Origin of the sequence: Cupriavidus oxalaticus (assembly GCF_038900635.1) — a bacterium.
GTDB lineage: Bacteria > Pseudomonadota > Gammaproteobacteria > Burkholderiales > Burkholderiaceae > Cupriavidus > Cupriavidus oxalaticus_B.
In genome coordinates this window covers 234,157-250,467 of the sequence record NZ_JAYMRX010000005.1, presented here as the reverse complement: position 1 = coordinate 250,467, position 16,311 = coordinate 234,157, and the positions used below count along the sequence as shown (strand labels likewise).

General features: G+C 67.4%; 13 protein-coding genes and 1 tRNA gene. 7 read left to right on the top strand and 7 right to left on the bottom strand.

What is annotated here, in order from left to right:
• Positions 1-90 precede the first annotated feature (90 nt).
• Together VSR71_RS11545 and VSR71_RS11540 are read left to right on the top strand one after the other, a co-directional pair.
• A complete protein-coding gene (locus tag VSR71_RS11545) occupies positions 91-1,107 on the top strand; it encodes a class 1 fructose-bisphosphatase (protein ID WP_342913987.1) in 1,017 nt (338 codons plus the stop codon).
• Positions 1,108-1,289: 182 nt separating this feature from the next.
• Positions 1,290-1,365, top strand: a tRNA-Thr gene (locus VSR71_RS11540).
• 477 nt (positions 1,366-1,842) lie between these two features.
• Here the strand turns inward: VSR71_RS11540 and ppk2 are convergent.
• Complete coding sequence (gene ppk2 / locus VSR71_RS11535) at positions 1,843-2,760, bottom strand: polyphosphate kinase 2 (RefSeq protein ID WP_342913986.1); 918 nt, start codon at positions 2,758-2,760, stop codon at positions 1,843-1,845.
• A 79-nt stretch (positions 2,761-2,839) separates the two neighbouring features.
• Positions 2,840-4,231, bottom strand: a complete 1,392-nt coding sequence (locus tag VSR71_RS11530) for an FAD-binding oxidoreductase (protein WP_342913985.1) — start codon at positions 4,229-4,231, stop codon at positions 2,840-2,842.
• Positions 4,232-4,470: 239 nt separating this feature from the next.
• On the opposite strand from VSR71_RS11530, the gene VSR71_RS11525 reads away from it, so the two are divergent.
• A complete protein-coding gene (locus VSR71_RS11525; RefSeq protein WP_342913984.1) occupies positions 4,471-5,583 on the top strand; it encodes a CapA family protein in 1,113 nt (370 codons plus the stop codon).
• A gap of 72 nt (positions 5,584-5,655) precedes the next feature.
• Here VSR71_RS11525 and VSR71_RS11520 read toward each other — a convergent pair whose 3' ends face one another.
• On the bottom strand, positions 5,656-5,811 hold the full coding sequence (locus VSR71_RS11520; RefSeq protein ID WP_167884582.1) for a hypothetical protein: 156 nt from the start codon (positions 5,809-5,811) through the stop codon (positions 5,656-5,658).
• Between the two features lie 285 nt (positions 5,812-6,096).
• Complete coding sequence (locus VSR71_RS11515; RefSeq protein ID WP_342913983.1) at positions 6,097-7,710, bottom strand: FapA family protein; 1,614 nt, start codon at positions 7,708-7,710, stop codon at positions 6,097-6,099.
• Positions 7,711-7,974: 264 nt separating this feature from the next.
• Between VSR71_RS11515 and VSR71_RS11510 the strand changes: the two genes are divergently transcribed.
• Complete coding sequence (locus VSR71_RS11510; protein ID WP_342913982.1) at positions 7,975-8,832, top strand: SAM-dependent methyltransferase; 858 nt, start codon at positions 7,975-7,977, stop codon at positions 8,830-8,832.
• A 5-nt stretch (positions 8,833-8,837) separates the two neighbouring features.
• Here VSR71_RS11510 and VSR71_RS11505 read toward each other — a convergent pair whose 3' ends face one another.
• Positions 8,838-9,479: a DUF1415 domain-containing protein gene (locus VSR71_RS11505; protein ID WP_342913981.1), complete on the bottom strand. Its 642-nt coding sequence runs from the start codon at positions 9,477-9,479 to the stop codon at positions 8,838-8,840.
• A gap of 88 nt (positions 9,480-9,567) precedes the next feature.
• On the opposite strand from VSR71_RS11505, the gene VSR71_RS11500 reads away from it, so the two are divergent.
• Positions 9,568-10,854, top strand: a complete 1,287-nt coding sequence (locus VSR71_RS11500; protein WP_342913980.1) for a TIGR03862 family flavoprotein — start codon at positions 9,568-9,570, stop codon at positions 10,852-10,854.
• On the opposite strand, the gene VSR71_RS11495 is transcribed toward VSR71_RS11500, so the two are convergent.
• On the bottom strand, positions 10,851-12,476 hold the full coding sequence (locus VSR71_RS11495; protein WP_342913979.1) for an NAD(P)/FAD-dependent oxidoreductase: 1,626 nt from the start codon (positions 12,474-12,476) through the stop codon (positions 10,851-10,853). The two genes, VSR71_RS11500 and VSR71_RS11495, sit on opposite strands and share 4 nt — an antisense overlap.
• A 67-nt stretch (positions 12,477-12,543) precedes the next feature.
• Complete coding sequence (locus VSR71_RS11490) at positions 12,544-12,933, bottom strand: hypothetical protein (protein ID WP_342913978.1); 390 nt, start codon at positions 12,931-12,933, stop codon at positions 12,544-12,546.
• Positions 12,934-13,108: 175 nt separating this feature from the next.
• Here VSR71_RS11490 and VSR71_RS11485 point away from each other — a divergent pair, with 175 nt between their 5' ends.
• Both VSR71_RS11485 and VSR71_RS11480 read left to right on the top strand, forming a co-directional pair.
• Positions 13,109-14,545 (top strand): PLP-dependent aminotransferase family protein, encoded by a 1,437-nt coding sequence (locus tag VSR71_RS11485; protein ID WP_342913977.1) that lies wholly within the window; start codon positions 13,109-13,111, stop codon positions 14,543-14,545.
• A 244-nt stretch (positions 14,546-14,789) separates the two neighbouring features.
• Positions 14,790-16,262 (top strand): sensor domain-containing diguanylate cyclase, encoded by a 1,473-nt coding sequence (locus VSR71_RS11480; RefSeq protein WP_342914082.1) that lies wholly within the window; start codon positions 14,790-14,792, stop codon positions 16,260-16,262.
• The last annotated feature ends 49 nt before the right edge of the window (positions 16,263-16,311 follow it).

Genomic DNA, 16,311 nt, shown 5'->3' with positions numbered 1-16,311 from the left:
GAGCACGTCAGGGAGGCCCCGCAATGCCCCCTTTGCCCGGCCAGGGCCGGCCGGGCATGTAGAATTGCGGCCATCCAAGGAGAACCAACCATGACTCGCATCAGCCTCACCCGCTACCTGGTCGAGGAGCAGCGCAAGCACAACACGATCCAGCCCGAACTGCGGCTGCTGATCGAAGTGGTCGCGCGCGCCTGCAAGGCCATTTCCAACGCCGTCAACAAGGGCGCGCTCGCCGGCGTGCTGGGCTCGGCCGGCACCGGCAACGTCCAGGGCGAAACCCAGCAGAAGCTGGACGTGATCGCCAATGAAGTGCTGCTCGACGCCAATGAGTGGGGCGGCCACCTCGCCGCGATGGCATCGGAGGAAATGGAATCGTTCTACGAGATTCCCAACCGCTACCCGAAGGGCGAGTATTTGCTGCTGTTCGATCCGCTCGACGGCTCGTCCAACATCGACGTCAACGTGTCGATCGGCACCATCTTCTCGGTGCTGCACATGCCCAAGCCCGGCCAGACCGTGACCGAGGCCGACTTCCTGCAGCCCGGCACCCACCAGGTCGCCGCCGGCTACGCCGTCTACGGCCCGCAGACCACGCTGGTGCTGACCGTCGGCAACGGCGTTCACGTATTCACGCTGGACCGCGAGGCAGGCAGCTTCGTGCTGACGCAGTCCAACCTGATGATCCCGGAAGACACCAAGGAATTCGCCATCAACATGTCGAACATGCGCCACTGGGCCCCGCCGGTGCGCAAGTACATCGACGAATGCCTGGCCGGCGACGAAGGCCCGCGCGGCAAGAACTTCAACATGCGCTGGATCGCCTCGATGGTCGCCGACGTGCACCGCATCCTGACCCGCGGCGGCGTCTTCATGTACCCGTGGGACAAGCGCGAGCCGGAAAAGGCCGGCAAGCTGCGCCTGATGTACGAAGCCAACCCGATGGCAATGCTGGTCGAGCAGGCAGGCGGCGCGGCCACCAACGGCAAGATCCGCATCATGGACGTACAGCCGGAAAAGCTGCACCAGCGCGTGTCCGTGATCCTGGGTTCGAAGAACGAAGTGGAACGCGTCACCCGCTACCACCACGAAGCCGAAGGCAAGGCCTGAGCCTCGCCACCCGGCAACAAGAACGGGGCGCCAGCTGGCGCCCCGTTCTTCATCCGCCTCCTGCAAGCGGAGCAGGAGCCGCCTGGATTGCGCCGCCGGATGACACGGGCGACACAAAGGGCTTCCCAAGCCTGAAAAACACTGCTAATATTGCGGGCTGTTCCAGTTCACCGGAACTTGTTGCCGAAGTAGCTCAGTCGGTAGAGCAGCTCATTCGTAATGAGAAGGTCGGGGGTTCGATTCCTCTCTTCGGCACCAAAAAGCATTCAGGGCATCGCCCACGCAAACCCGGACAGCGTCACGCTCTCCGGGTTTTTTGTTGCCTGCACGTACGCAGGTCAGGCCAGTCCAAGCGGATCTTCACATCTCGGCAGGATCCTTCCTCGCGGCGTCCCTAGCATGACGCCACTGGAACACCCCGGCGCGCATGACGCCGCCGCGGACACATCGTCCATGGACGATCCAGCGAACGGGGGATGAGGCAGGCTACCGCCCCAACCGCCGCGCCCACCAATACCGGAACGGATGGTCGAAGTCGGGATAGAGCACCGGCTGGCTGAAGCAGCCAGCGTGCTTCATCAGGAGGAAGGCGACAAGCACGGTCGCCCAAAAAACAAGCAGTTCCACGATGCACGGCCACCCTTGTTTGCCAGGTGGCCGATTTCATTATAGGGAGCGCTGCCGCTGCGGGGCCGATACCGCACCCCGCACTTACCCTAGTTCGAGCAAGGTGGATCAGTACACGTCCGGCACGAACATCTCTTTCGGTACCGGATGCCGCACGTAGTCCTCATGCCGCTCGCGCGCCGGCAGCACGATCGTGGGTGCGTCCACGTCCTGGTAGGGCACCAGGCTGAGCAGGTGGTGGATGCAGTTCAGCCGCGCGCGCTTCTTGTCGTCGGCCTGCACCACCCACCACGGCGCCTCGGCGATGTGGGTGCGCTCGAGCATGGTCTCCTTGGCTTTGGTGTAGTCCTCCCAGCGCCGCTGCGATTCCAGGTCCATCGGGCTGAGCTTCCATTGCTTGAGCGGGTCGTGGATGCGGCTGAGGAAGCGCAGGCGCTGTTCGTCGTGCGTGATCGAGAACCAGTACTTGACGACCTGGATGCCGGAGCGCACCAGCATCTTCTCGAACTCGGGCACCGAGCGGAAGAATTCTTCATACTGGTCGTCGTTGCAGAAGCCCATCACGCGCTCGACGCCGGCGCGGTTGTACCAGCTGCGGTCGAACAGCACGATCTCGCCTGCCGCGGGCAGGTGCGCCGCGTAGCGCTGGAAGTACCACTGGGTGCGTTCACGGTCGTTGGGCGCGGGCAGCGCGGCCACGCGGCACACGCGCGGGTTCAGCCGCTGCGTGATGCGCTTGATCACGCCGCCCTTGCCGGCGGCGTCGCGCCCCTCGAACAGGATCACCAGCTTGTGGCCGGTGGCCGCGACCCAGCTCTGCAGCCGCACCAGTTCGCCCTGCAGATGGAACAGCTCGCGGAAATAGTGGCGGCGGCTGTCCTGCTCGGCCCCGTCGGGCAGGTTTACCGGGTCGCCGAAGGCTTCACTGGCTTCACGGTCATCCAGTTCCAGTTCGATCTCTTCGTCGTAGTAGTCGGCCACTTCGTTGTGGATGCGCCGTACCAGCTCTGCCTCGCCCGGTCTCATCTGCTCCTCCTGTCGGATACATCGCGGTCGCTCCGATGCTGGCACGCCAGTGTTGCAGCCGCGTGAACGGCTCCGGGCACTATGCCGCCGGGTTGATGTTGTGGTTGTGGCGGAACAGGTTGCCCGGATCGTATTGGCGCTTGACCTCGAGCAGCCGCGCGAAGTTGGGACCGTAGGCAGCGCCGACACGGTCGGTTTCTTCCTGCGTCAGGAAGTTGACATAGACGCTGCCCAGCGCGAACGGCTCCGCGGCGCGGAATACCTCGCGGGCCCAGCCGATGCAGGCGTCGTCCTCAGCCGGCGTGTCCCAGCGCGCGTGCAGGTTCATGATGAACTGCGCATCGCGGTTGGCATAGGCGGTGGCGTCCGGCGCCACGCGGTTGGTCTGGCCGCCCATCGCGCCGACGAACACCTCGCATTGCGGCGACGGCAGCTTGCCGATCTGCTCGACCAGCATCGCGATCAGGCCGTCGTCGAGCCCGGCGAAGTTATGCGATTTCCAGTAGTTGCGCGCGCCCGGTGTCAACAAGGGATCGAAGGCCTGTTGCCATGCCGTGAACGGCATCGGTCCGACGTGCTCGCCATAAGGCGTGCCCAGCTTGCGCAGCGGCTCGACCAGCGCGGGCCCCTGTCCCGGCGGGCCGATATAGCAGATCGCCAGCGCCACGATCGGTTTGCCGTGCGCCTCGGGTGGCAGGAACGGCAGTGGCGGGGCCTGGCGCAACACCGCCCACACCGTCAATTCATCCGGCATCGACTTGAACTGCTCGCGGAAGGCCGGCAGCACGGCGAGAGCCTGCTCGAGCGGGTAGACGATCAGGCCGCCATAGACCTCGGGGCCGACCGGGTGCAGCCGGAACTCGAACATTGTGGCCACGCCGAAATTGCCGCCGCCGCCGCGCAGCGCCCAGAACAGGTCGGGATGCTCGTCGGCGCTGGCACGCAGCAGCTTGCCGTCGGCAGTGACCACTTGCGCCGAGACCAGGTTGTCGACGGTGGTGCCGAACTTGCGGCTGAGCCAGCCGAAGCCGCCGCCGAGGGTCAGGCCCGCGACGCCGGTGGTCGAGTTGATGCCCAGCGGCGTAGCCAGCCCGAGGGCCTGCGCCTCATGGTCGAAGTCGCGCAGCGTGGCGCCGGGTTCGACCCAGGCGCGCTGCGCCCGCGGATCGACGCGCACCGAGCGCATCGCCGACAGGTCGAGCACCATGCCGCCGTCGCAGATCGCCAGCCCGCCGATATTGTGGCCGCCGCCGCGTATCGCCAGCAGCACGCCGCGCTCGCGCGCAAAGTTGACCGCGGCGATCACGTCAGCAACGCCGGCGGCCTGCACGATCAGTTGCGGCCGGCGGTCGATCATTGCGTTCCAGATGCGGCGGGCTTCATCGTAGGCGGCGGCGTCGTCGGGCTGCAACAGCCGGCCGCGCAATTGCGCCTTCAGTGATTCGACATGTTCTTGCGATAACTGGCTCATGATCTGTCTCCCGATGCGGGTTGGAACCATCGGACGACGCGCGGCTGCCGGGTGCAGGAAGATGGCCACGAGCCCGATGACTTCACCATTTAAGGCAGGCCCCCGCCGAATGTAAACGCGGCATCAACCGCGACGTTCGGCGCGTCTCGCCCAAGTGCCGCAACGCGATCATGGCGCCGTGCCCGCCTATCATGGAAGTACTGCTGGCACGGTGCAAACGTGCGCCGGCCGGCTGCGCAATGGACACAACCAGCCACCCTCCCCTGTTCCTGTGCGGCGATGTGATGACCGGGCGCGGCATCGACCAGATCCTGGCGCATCCCAGCCAGCCGCTGCTGCATGAGTCGTATGTGCATTCGGCACTCGACTATGTGCGCCTGGCCGAGCGCAAGGCGGGCGCGATCGCGCGTCCGGTGGCGCCGGCGTATCCATGGGGCGATGCGCTCGCCGAGCTTGATCGTCGCGGCGCATGGCCGCGCATTGCCAACCTGGAAACGGCGATCACCACCAGCGACGACGCATGGCCCGGCAAGGCCGTGCATTACCGCATGCATCCGGGCAATGTCGATTGCCTGCAGGCGGCGGCCATCGACTGCGTGGCACTGGCCAACAACCATGTGCTCGACTGGGGACGCGCGGGACTGACCGATACGCTGGCGGCGCTCGATGCCGCGCATATCGCGCATGCCGGTGCCGGCCCCGACGAAGACAGCGCGATGCGGCCGGCGTGGCTGCCGCGGCCGGGCGGCGGCCGCGTCGTTGTGTTTGCCTTCGCCATGCATGATTGCGGCACACCCGCGGCATGGCGCGCCACCGCCGGCCACTCCGGCGTGAATTTGCTGGATGACTGGTCCGCCGCATCGTGCGAACGCATCGCCGCGCGGATCGGCAAGGACAGGCGTGCCGGCGACCTCGTGGTGGCATCGATCCACTGGGGTGGCAACTGGGGCTACCGCATCGATCCGGCGCAACGCGCCTTTGCGCACAGGCTGGTGGAACGGGCCGGCGTGGATATCGTGCATGGACATTCCTCGCACCATCCGCTCGGCATCGAGCTGCATGCGGGCAAGCCCATCCTCTATGGCTGCGGCGATTTCATCAACGACTACGAGGGCATCGGCGGCTACGACGACTACCGGCCGGACCTGGCGCTGATGGTCTTCGTCGGCTTCGATACGGCAGGCAACGCAGACCTGCGGCTGGTGCCGCTGCGGCGCAGCCATTTCCGGCTCGAATATGCGGGCGAAGTCGACATCGCATGGCTGCTGGCGATGTTCGCCTACGAAGGACGCTCGCTCGGCACGCGGATCGAGCGCAGCGCGCTGCACGAACTGCGCCTGTGGGCGGCATGACCCCGGCGCCATGAAAAAGCCCGCCTGCACGGCGGGTTCTTGCGGCACGTAGCGCCAGGCTGCGGTGCGCCGCTAGTGGCGGTGAATCATATGGTCGAACCATGTGCGCACCGACTGCTCCTGCTGCTGCAGCAGCGTCGGGTTCTTCTCGCGCATGATCCAGATGGCAAAGGCGGCGCAGGCGACCAGGGCGATCAGCGCCAGTGCCGTGATCAGTGCGGCAGTCATAGCAACCTCCTGTAAGCGACTGGTTGCACCTTCAGTGTAGGTCGGATCGCGCGTTGCAGATGCGCGCAAAAGCAGGAAGGCCAGCCGCATTGGCTGGCCTTCCGGTATCTCAAGTGCCACGTGAGTCGGTTCCGTGTAACGCTTCCACAGTTTGCTGGTCCGCTTCTGCATTCACTGCCCGAGACTAGCTCTCTCGCCCATCCTGCGGCACCCCAGGACATACCTGCAGGATAGTACAAATTCGGGCCCGGGGAAGCCCCCGCTCGGGTGCCGATCAGGTCCCGTTCACGTCACCGCAATTCGGTCGTCGACCAGGCGGATCTGGCCACCAGGCTTGTCTTCCATCACCTTGAGCACGCGACTGCCCACCTGCAGCGTGACGCCGCCATGGATGCGCCGTGCCGCGTCAATGACGGCATCGGCGGCGGGCTGCATCTGCTGGCCCAGCTCGGTCAGGCGGCCTTCCAGCTCGAACAGGTCACGCGAGAGCTTGAACAGCGTGGCACGCGCCTTCTCGCGCAGGTCGCCGACGGCCTTCTCCGGATGCGCGGCAAAGAACGCGACCAGTTGCCTGACCTTGTTCTGCTCTTCCAGCAGCCGCCGGCGTTCGGCCTCGAGCGCGGCGCGTTGCGCGTCGGCAAAGGGGTTCAGTCCCACCTGCACGCTGGTGGCGCTGCCGGCAGGACTGCCGAGCACCGCGGCGCGCACCGCCAGCATGGCGCGCGTGCGCCCGCCGCTGATGCTGCCCTGCACGCCGGGGCCGCCGACCACGATGCGTGCGCCCGCGGCAACGTCGCTCTGGCGGATGCCGCTGTCGACGCTCACCTCGGTGCCGGCCTCGACTACGGCGTTCTCGATAAAGCGCGCCTTGACCGCGCCCTTGCAGCGCACGCTGGCGCGGCTGATGCCGCCGTCGGCACGGCCGTTCTCGGCCTTGCCGATGATGCCGCCCTTGACCACCACATTGCCGCCGGCGTCGATATCGGCGGCTTCGATGGTGCCTTCGACCAGCACGTCGCCGCTGACGCGCACCGACATGCCGGTACGGATATCGCCCGCCACGCGCAGCGTGCCGTCAAAAGCGACGTTGCCCGAATGCAGGTCGACTGCCTCCACCTGCACCACCGGGCTGACGGCGATGCCATGCACGCCGGCCACTGGCGCGCCGGCGATCACGGCAACCAGCAGGTCGGGGTCGTCGGGATCGGCGGCGGCGCCGGTCAGGCCTTCGGCAAAGGGCGGATCGTCCATGGGATCGGCGGCAATCGGCTTGCCGAATACGTCTACGCCGTCATGGCCGGGCACCGCCGGGATGCGGCGCATCAGCGGCGTGCCGGGGCTGACCAGGAGCAGGTTGCCGAGGTCGCGCAGGTCGACGCGCGCATCGTCTTCATCGGATTGCACCGGCTTGCGCGGCTGCAGCAGGTTGACGAAGCGCGCCGGCTCGCCCTGGCGCGGCGCCACGCCGGCGGCGATGGTGCGCAGCTCGCAGCGGCCTTCGGCCAGCGCGGCGTCGAGCGCCAGCACCTGGATCGGCGCCACCACGCCGCGCCCGGCGACGGCGCGGCGGATATCGTCCCCGGTGACCGGGCGGCCGCCTTCGGCAGGCAACAGCGTGAGCCGCACGGCCAGGCCGTCATCCGTGATATCGAGCTCGAACGCGCCATCGACCAGCACACCAATGGCGGCGTCGATCTCGTGCTCGGCGCGCTGGCACTGCTGCAGGAACTGCGCGACCGCGCGTGCGTCCAGCCGGGCGCCGGCCCAGCCGTGGCTGTCCAGGCACTGCTTCAGGCTGGCGTGATCCGGAGCCAGCCTGCCTGGCTCCGGCGTGTAGCGTGCATGCACCTGCTCGCCTGGCTCGGTCAGCTCCAGGCGCAAACCCGACTCGTGCGTCATGAGTCCCTTGACATTGGTTGCGGAGCTGCATGGCGATCGGCCACGGCGGCATGCCCGCGCTGGCGGACAGCGCGGGCCCGGACCGCTGACGCTCCACTTGTTATCGATCCATGACCATCGGCAGCGGGAGTGCGAAACTTGAGCGAGCAACGATCCCCGCCGAGGTGGGGTGGGCCAGATCGCCAGCAGATGGCATCGCCGGACTTTTCGGTAAACTGTCGGCATTTCCGGGACGCGCCGCGTCCCGCAGCCTGCGCAGTCCCCATGTCAAATACCCACGAAATCCGCCCCGGCCAGTCCATCGAGCTGCTCAAGGAACTCCATATCCTGACGCGCGACGGCAAGATGAACCAGGACAGCCGGCGCAAGCTCAAGCAGGTCTACCACCTGTTCCAGTTCATCGAGCCGCTGCTGCAGCAGGTCAAGGATGAGCGCGGCCGCGTCACGCTGGTCGACCATGGCGCCGGCAAGTCGTACCTCGGCTTCATCCTGTACGACCTGTTCTTCAAGGCATTGAAGGACGATTCCCATATCTACGGCATCGAGACGCGCGAGGAACTGGTGAAGACCTCGCAGGCGCTGGCAGCGCGGCTGGGCTTTCCCGGGATGTCGTTCCTGAACCTGTCGGTGGCGGACTCGATCACCTCGCCGCAACTGCCGCCGACCGTCGACGTGGTCACCGCGCTGCATGCGTGCAATACCGCCACCGACGACGCCATCCGCTTCGCCCTGGCCAAGCGCGCGCAGCACATCGTGCTGGTGCCCTGTTGCCAGGCCGAAGTGGCCGGCGTGCTGCGCAAGCACAAGGGCAAGCTGCTCGCGGGCAACCCGCTGACCGAGATCTGGCGCCACCCGCTGCATACGCGCGAATTCGGCAGCCAGGTGACCAATGTGCTGCGCTGCCTGCAGCTGGAGGCGCATGGCTACCAGGTCAGCGTGACCGAGCTGGTGGGCTGGGAACACTCGATGAAGAACGAGCTGATCATCGCCCAGTACAAGGACCTGCCGCGCCGGCGCCCGGCGGAGCGGCTGCAGAACGTGCTGGAAACGCTGGGGCTGGAAGAGATGAACGAGCGCTTCTTCACCGCCCCGGTATCGGACACGCCGGCCGAGCCGGCGTAAGTCAGTCAGTCTTTCGCGGGCGGGTTCTTGCCGGCGGCCTTGCGTTCGGCCTTTTCTTCGGCATTGCGTTCGGCCTCGCCTTCGGCTTCCTCCTCGCCCGCCATCCAGCGCCGCCAGCCCGCATGTCCCAAGCGGCGCATGGTTGCCTGATTGCGCTCGTAGATATCCGCCGCATCCGGGAAGGCCGCCACCGCGCGCGCGATGCTGTCCTCGCGCAGCAAGTGCAGGATCGGATACGGTGCGCGGTTGGTGTAGTTCTCGATATCGTCCGGCCCGGTATCGGCGAACTGGTACTGCGGATGGAAGCTGGCGATCTGCAGCGTGCCTTCCAGGCCGAGGCTGCCGAGCAGGCGGTCGGCGAAGTACAGCAGGTCGTTGTAATCGAGGAAATCGGCCACCGCGCCGGGCAGGATCAGCAGCGTGGTGTCGATCTCTGCCGGATCGGACTCCTCGAGCAGGCGCAACTCGCGCTCGAGTTCATCCAGCACATCCGGCGCTTCGGTTACCGTGCTGACCACGTAGCGCACCTGCTCCTTCACATAGACGCTCTTGGCGAAGGGGCACAGGTTTAGCCCGATCACCGCGCGCTCGAGCCAGTGGCGGGTGGCGGCGATGACAGCGTCTGCGGAAGTTGCGGCGGAGGACATGATGGCGATACGGGGGAAACCGTCATTCTAGCGCTGCCGCAGGCTCTATAATCCGCGGCGGAAACACTGCTGCCCTGCCGAGCGCCCCATGTCCCTTGCCACGCCTCCCGCCGCCACCGCCAAGCCACCCGATGTCGCCATCATCGGCGGGGGGCCGGCCGGGCTGATGGCTGCCGAAGTGCTGGTGGCGCAAGGTGCCAGCGTGGCGGTCTATGACGCGATGCCGTCGGTGGGGCGCAAGTTCCTGATGGCCGGCAAGGGCGGCATGAACCTCACGCATGCGGAGCCGGAACCGGCCTTCCTCGGCCGCTATGGCGCCCGTGCCGCGCAGATCGCGCCGATGCTCGCGGATTTCGGCCCGCAGGCGCTGCGCGAGTGGGTGCACGGGCTTGGCATCGACACCTTCGTCGGCAGCTCGGGCCGCGTTTTCCCGACCGACATGAAAGCGGCGCCGATGCTGCGCGCATGGCTGCACCGGCTGCGCGAGGCCGGCGTGCAGTTCCACATGCGGCATCGCTGGCTCGGCTGGCTGGACTGTGACGAAGGCGCGCCGCATGCGCTGCGCTTTGCCACGCCGCAGGGCGAGGCCTCCGTGCCCGCGCGTGCCGTGGTGCTCGCGCTCGGCGGCGCAAGCTGGGCGCGGCTGGGATCGGATGGCGCGTGGGTGCCGCGGCTGGCTGGCCGTGGCGTCGATATCGCGCCGCTGCGCCCGGCCAATTGCGGCTTCGATGTGGCATGGAGCGAATCGTTTGCGGATCGTTTCGCCGGCACGCCGATCAAGCCGGTGGCGATCGCATTGACCGATCGCGACGGCAACGCGCACTACCGCCAGGGCGAGTTCGTCATCAGCGCTACCGGCATCGAAGGCAGCCTGGTCTATGCGCTGTCGGCGCCGATCCGCGACCGCATCGAAGCCGACGGCAGCGCGGTGATACACCTCGACCTGCTGCCCTCGCACACCGCGGAACAGGTCGGCAACGAAGTGAACCATCCGCGCGGTTCGCGTTCCCTGTCGAGCCATCTGCAGAGCCGGCTCGGCATTACCGGTGTCAAGGCCGGGCTGCTGCGCGAATGCCTGACGAAAGATGCGATGCAGGATCCCGGCACGCTGGCCGTGTCGCTGAAGGCGCTGCCGTTGCGCCTGCTGCGGCCGCGGCCGATCGACGAGGTCATCAGCAGCGCGGGAGGCGTGCGTTTCGAGGCGATGGATGAAAGCTTGATGCTGCGCGCCTTGCCAGGCGTCTTCTGCGCGGGCGAAATGCTGGACTGGGAAGCGCCCACCGGCGGCTACCTGCTGACGGCGTGCTTTGCCAGCGGGCGCACCGCGGCGCTGGGCGCCGCGGCGTACTTGCAACAACCTATGCAGCAAGCCTAAGCCTGCTTGCCGCCGACGATGCTGAGCGCCACCGCTTCGGCCACCTCGATGCCATCGATCGCGGCCGAGTAGATGCCGCCGGCATAGCCGGCGCCCTCGCCCGCCGGGAACAGGCCCCTGACGTTGATGCTCTGGTAATCGTCGTTGTTGCGGCGGATGCGCAGCGGCGACGAGGTGCGCGTCTCCACGCCGGTCAGCACCGCGTCATGCAGCGCGAAGCCCGGCAGCTTCTTGTCGATCTCCGGAATGCCTTCGCGGATCGCCTCGATCACGTAGTCGGGCAACGACGTGCTCAGGTCGGTCGGCGTCACGCCCGGCTTGTACGAAGGCTCGACCGAGCCCAGCGATGTCGAGGCACGGCCGGCAATAAAGTCGCCCACCAGCTGGCCCGGCGCGTTGTAGTTGCTGCCGCCCAGCTCGAACGCGCGTTCTTCCCACTTGCGCTGGAACTCGATGCCGGCCAGCGGGCCGCCCGGGTAATCTTCCGGCGTAATGCCGACCACGATGCCGGCGTTGGCATTGCGCTCGGCGCGCTTGTACTGGCTCATGCCGTTGGTCACCACGCGCCCCGGCTCCGACGCCGCCGCCACCACCGTGCCGCCCGGGCACATGCAGAAGCTGTACACCGAACGCCCGTTGCTGCAGTGGTGCACCACCTTGTAGTCGGCCGCGCCCAGCAGCTTGTTGCCGGCGAACTTGCCGAAGCGGCTGCGATTGATCAGGCCCTGCGGATGCTCGATGCGGAATCCGAGCGAGAACGGCTTGGCCTCCATGAACACGCCGCGCTCGTGCAGCATCTGGAAGGTGTCGCGCGCGCTGTGGCCGACCGCCATGATGACGTGATCGGCTTCCAGGTACTCGCCATTCGACAGCTTCAGGCCGCGCACCTGGCCGCCGTCGATGTCGATATCGTCGACGCGCGTTTCGAAGCGGATCTCGCCGCCCAGCTCGATGATCTCCGCGCGCATCTTCTCGACCATGCTGACCAGGCGAAAGGTGCCGATATGGGGGCGCGCCTTGTACAGGATGTCTTCCGGCGCACCGGCGCGCACGAACTCGTTCAGCACCTTGCGCCCATAGTGCTTCGGGTCCTTGATCTGGCTGTACAACTTGCCGTCCGAAAACGTGCCCGCGCCGCCTTCGCCGAACTGCACGTTCGACTCCGGGTTGAGCACGCTCTTGCGCCACAGGCCGAAAGTGTCCTTGGTGCGCTCTCGCACTTCCTTGCCGCGCTCCAGCACGATCGGGCGGAAACCCGACTGCGCCAGGATCAGGCCGGCCAGCAGGCCGCACGGGCCCATGCCGATCACCACCGGGCGCAGCGCGGGGCCGCCCTGCGGCGCGCGCGCGACGAAGTGGTACTCCATATCGGGCGTCACGCTCCAGTTGGGCTTGCCGGCCATGCGCTTGCGCGCCGCGGCTTCGTCGCTGACTTCGATATCGATGATGTAGGTCAGCTTGATATCGGAGCGCTTGCGCGCATCGTGGGCGCGGCGGAATACGGTATAGCCGATCAGGCCGTCTCCCTTGACGCCGATCTGCGCGGCGCTGGCACGCACGGCGGCGTCCAGGTCGCTTTCGGTATGGTCGAGCGGGAGTTTGACTTCACTTAGACGTAGCATGGGGAACCCGGGAACTGCGGCCGGGGGGTTGGGCACACCAATGTGCCAGGCCGGCCGGAGCGCAATTTTATAGTTTTTCGGGCGCCGGGTCGGCAATCGGTTGAGGCCGATCGCGCCATGGCGCCGGCACGCGGCGCCCGCGCCACACCAGCAGAGCCGCCAGGCGTCCGAGCCAGCCAGGCGGCATGGCGATGGTAAAGGCGGCGTCGGCGTGCGCCGCGACCTGCAGCCAGCCTCGTTCCGGCATGGTCAGCGTCTCGCCCGCGCCCAGGCGCCAGCGCGGGACGTGCCAGCTTTCGGCCAGCCATTGCGGCGGTCCGCAGACCTCGATCCGGCCGGCGTGGGCATGCAGCACCGTATCCGCCCGCACGCGCAGGTGCAGGCATTGCCCGGCGGACAGGCGCGTGGCGAACGCCGGCAGGACGGCCCCTGAAGTGTTGATCGACAGGCTTGGCATGGCTTGGCTCCGGTAACAGATTCAGGCCTCCAGCCTATCGGCCGCCTCTCACGAACGGCAGGCACACCCCCGCGCGACCGCCACCGGAACAGCAAGGGAAAACCGAGGCTGTTACGATACAGGACCCCCGCATCTGTATCTGTACCCGGATGGCCATCCGCGCCACCATGCCGCCATGGAATCCACCCCGCTCTACCGCCAGGTTGCCGGCCACTACCGCCGCGCCATCGAATCCGGCACGCTGACCGCCGGCGACCGCATGCCATCCGTGCGCGCGCTGATGGGACTGCACGGCGTCAGCCTGTCCACGGCGCTGCAGGCCTGCCGCCAGCTGGAGAGCGACGGCCTGCTCGAAGCCCGCCCGCGCGCCGGCTATTTTGTCGCGGCACCTGTGCGCGCGCCGCTGGCACCGCTGACCGAACCCGACGCCGCGCTGCCCGATCCCGCGCAGTATGTCGGCATCCACCAGCGCATTTCGGGGCTGCTGGCGCGCAGCCAGCACCAGCATGTCCATACCAACCTGGGCGGCGCTTACTGCGCGCCCTCGTTGTATCCCGCCGATGCGCTGCGCAGCGCCGCGGCGCGCGCCCTGCGCCGGCATCCGATGCTGTTCGGCGAGGCGGTCGAGCCGGAAGGCCATGCGCCGCTACGCGGCGCCATCGCGCGCCAGGCGCTGCACGCGCGGATGCAACTGGCGCCGGAAGAGATCGTCATCACGCACGGCTGTACCGAGGCGCTCAACCTGGCGCTGCGCGCGGTGGCCGGCCCGGGCGACGTGATCGCGGTGGAATCGCCCACCTACTACGGGCTGCTGCAGATCCTCGAAAGCCTCGGCATGCGCGCGCTGGAAATCCCGTGCAGCCCGCAGACCGGGATGTCGCTCGAGGCGCTCGAGCTGGCGGCGCAGCACTACGACAATATCCGCGCGGTGGCGGTGGTGCCCAACCTGCAAAACCCGCTCGGCTGCATCATGCCTGACACGCACAAGGCGCGCCTGGTGCAGTGGTGCGAGGCGCGCGGCATCGCGCTGATCGAGGATGACTGCTTCTCCGCCACCGCCGACGGCGATACCCAGCCGGCGGCGGCCAAGGCCTGGGACGGCCGCGGCAACGTGATCCACTGCGCCTCGCTGCACAAGGTGCTGGCGCCGGGCATGCGGCTCGGCTGGATCGCTGCCGGCAAATGGCAGCCGCGCGTGGAAATGCTCAAGTTCGGGCTGTCGCGGCCCAACGAGATGCTGTCGCAGATGGCGGCGGCGGATTTCCTTGCCAGCGGCGCGCATGAACGGCACCTGCGCCGGCTGCGCACGCGTCTGCAGCTGCAGCGCGAATGGTTCGCCCAGGCGGTGGCGGCCAGCTTCCCGGCCGGGACGCGGCTGGGCTCGCCGCGCGGCGGCATGCACCTGTGGGTGGAGATGCCCGCGCAGGTCTCGTCCGAGGCGGTTTTCGACCAGGCGCTGCAGGCCGGCATCCGCGTCATGCCCGGGGTGATGTTCTCCAACGCCGGGCGCTTCGACCATTGCCTGCGCATCAACTGCGGCACGCCGCGCTCGGCGCAGATCGAGCGCGCGCTGGCCACGCTGGCCGGTGTGGTGCACCGTCTGGCCGGCTAGCCACGCGCGGGGCCGGCGCGCCTTTTTGCAACACACGCGCAACCGCCCGGCCGGATCGACCTGCTTTTTGCGCCCGGTTCTCCCCCATTTGCCGCCGCCTCGCCTATCCTAGTGCGCTGGCGCGCGGCCGTGGCCCGGCTGGTCCCCGCTGCCGGTGGCCCCGCTGCCAGGCCCCGCCACCAGACGGGAACAAGAATAAGGGAGAGTGGCCTTGAGCAATCCATCCGCGGCATCGCGCAACCGCCTGGCCGGCACCGAGCCGGGCAACAGCATCGACGACTACCAGACACTGTTCCAGCTCGCGCCCGTGTCGCTGTGGCTGGAAGACTTCAGCGACGTGCGGGTGCATTTCGAACAGCTGCGCCGCGACGGGGTCACCGACCTGCGCGCCTACCTGCGCGCCAATCCGCACCAGGTCGCGCAGTGCTCGTCGCTGATCCGCGTGATCGACGTCAACCAGCGCACGCTCGACCTGTTCCGTGCGGCCGACCTCGATGACCTGATCGCCAACCTAGAGACGGTGTTCCGCGACGACATGTTCGACCAGCACGTGGAAGAGCTCGGCCAGCTCTGGGACGGCGGCAACCGCTTTGCCAGCCAGACCGTCAACTACACGCTGGACGGCGAACGCCTCGACATCCGGCTCGAAGCCACGGTGATGCCCGGCCATGAAGGCAGCTGGGAGCGCGTGCTGCTGTCGATCGAGGACATCACCGCACGCGTGCGCACCGAACGCGAGCTGCGCCGCAGCGAGCAATACGCCGTTGGCCTGTTCGAACACTCGCCGGTGTCGCTGTGGGTGGAAGACTTCAGCGCGGTCAAGGTACTGCTCGACGAAGTGCGCGCGGCCGGCATTACCGACTTCCGCACCTTCCTCAACGTGCATCCGGACTTCGTCTCGCGCTGCATGCAAGAGATCCGCGTGCTCGACGTCAACCGGCAGACGCTGCTCATGTTCGGCGCCGAATCCAAGCAGATCCTGTTGTCGCGCCTCGGCGATGTGTTCCGCGACGACATGCGCATCCACTTTGCCGAGCAGCTGATCGACCTCTGGCACGAGAAGCTGTGGCAGCAGCGCGAAGTCATCAACTACGCGCTCGACGGCCGCCAGGTCGACGTCTTCATGCAGTGGTCGGTCTTCCCCGGCTGCGAGGCCGACTGGGACCAGGTGCTGGTGTCGCTGACCGACATCACCGCGCGCAAGAAGGCCGAGGCCTATGTCGAGTTCCTGGGCAAGCACGACGTGCTGACCAAGCTCTACAACCGCGCCTACTACGAAGACGAACTGGCGCGGCTGGGCCGCAAGGGCCCGTGGCCGGTCAGCGTGGTGGCGGTGGACCTGAACGGGCTGAAAGTGGTCAACGACCAGTTCGGCCACGGCGACGGCGACGGCCTGCTGCGGCGCACCGGCGAGGTGCTGAAGAAAGCGGTGGGCGAGCAGGCCTGCGTGGCGCGCATCGGCGGCGACGAATTCATGGTGCTGCTGCCCGGCCGCGACGAGCGCGGCGCCGCCACGGTGGTCGAGCAGATTGAGAAGGTGGTCGAACTGAACAACACCTTCTATCCCGGCGTGCGCCTGAGCCTTTCTATCGGCCACGCCACCTGCGTGCAGGGCGAGCGCCTGACCGACTCGGTCAAGGTGGCCGACAGCCGCATGTACGAAGCCAAGCGCGCGCACTACGTGGCGCTGGGCAATGAGCGCCGCCGCGGGAACTGAAGCAGCCTGACGCAGAAGAGCAAAAGAGCCGGCATGCGCCGGCTCTTTT

Coding starts and splice junctions, on each gene's coding strand:
- VSR71_RS11545 (WP_342913987.1), top strand. CDS start 91: ATGACTCGCATCAGCCTCACCCGCTACCTGGTCGAGGAGCAGCGCAAG.
- ppk2 (WP_342913986.1), bottom strand. CDS start 2,760: ATGAGACCGGGCGAGGCAGAGCTGGTACGGCGCATCCACAACGAAGTG.
- VSR71_RS11530 (WP_342913985.1), bottom strand. CDS start 4,231: ATGAGCCAGTTATCGCAAGAACATGTCGAATCACTGAAGGCGCAATTG.
- VSR71_RS11525 (WP_342913984.1), top strand. CDS start 4,471: ATGGACACAACCAGCCACCCTCCCCTGTTCCTGTGCGGCGATGTGATG.
- VSR71_RS11520 (WP_167884582.1), bottom strand. CDS start 5,811: ATGACTGCCGCACTGATCACGGCACTGGCGCTGATCGCCCTGGTCGCC.
- VSR71_RS11515 (WP_342913983.1), bottom strand. CDS start 7,710: ATGACGCACGAGTCGGGTTTGCGCCTGGAGCTGACCGAGCCAGGCGAG.
- VSR71_RS11510 (WP_342913982.1), top strand. CDS start 7,975: ATGTCAAATACCCACGAAATCCGCCCCGGCCAGTCCATCGAGCTGCTC.
- VSR71_RS11505 (WP_342913981.1), bottom strand. CDS start 9,479: ATGTCCTCCGCCGCAACTTCCGCAGACGCTGTCATCGCCGCCACCCGC.
- VSR71_RS11500 (WP_342913980.1), top strand. CDS start 9,568: ATGTCCCTTGCCACGCCTCCCGCCGCCACCGCCAAGCCACCCGATGTC.
- VSR71_RS11495 (WP_342913979.1), bottom strand. CDS start 12,476: ATGCTACGTCTAAGTGAAGTCAAACTCCCGCTCGACCATACCGAAAGC.
- VSR71_RS11490 (WP_342913978.1), bottom strand. CDS start 12,933: ATGCCAAGCCTGTCGATCAACACTTCAGGGGCCGTCCTGCCGGCGTTC.
- VSR71_RS11485 (WP_342913977.1), top strand. CDS start 13,109: ATGGAATCCACCCCGCTCTACCGCCAGGTTGCCGGCCACTACCGCCGC.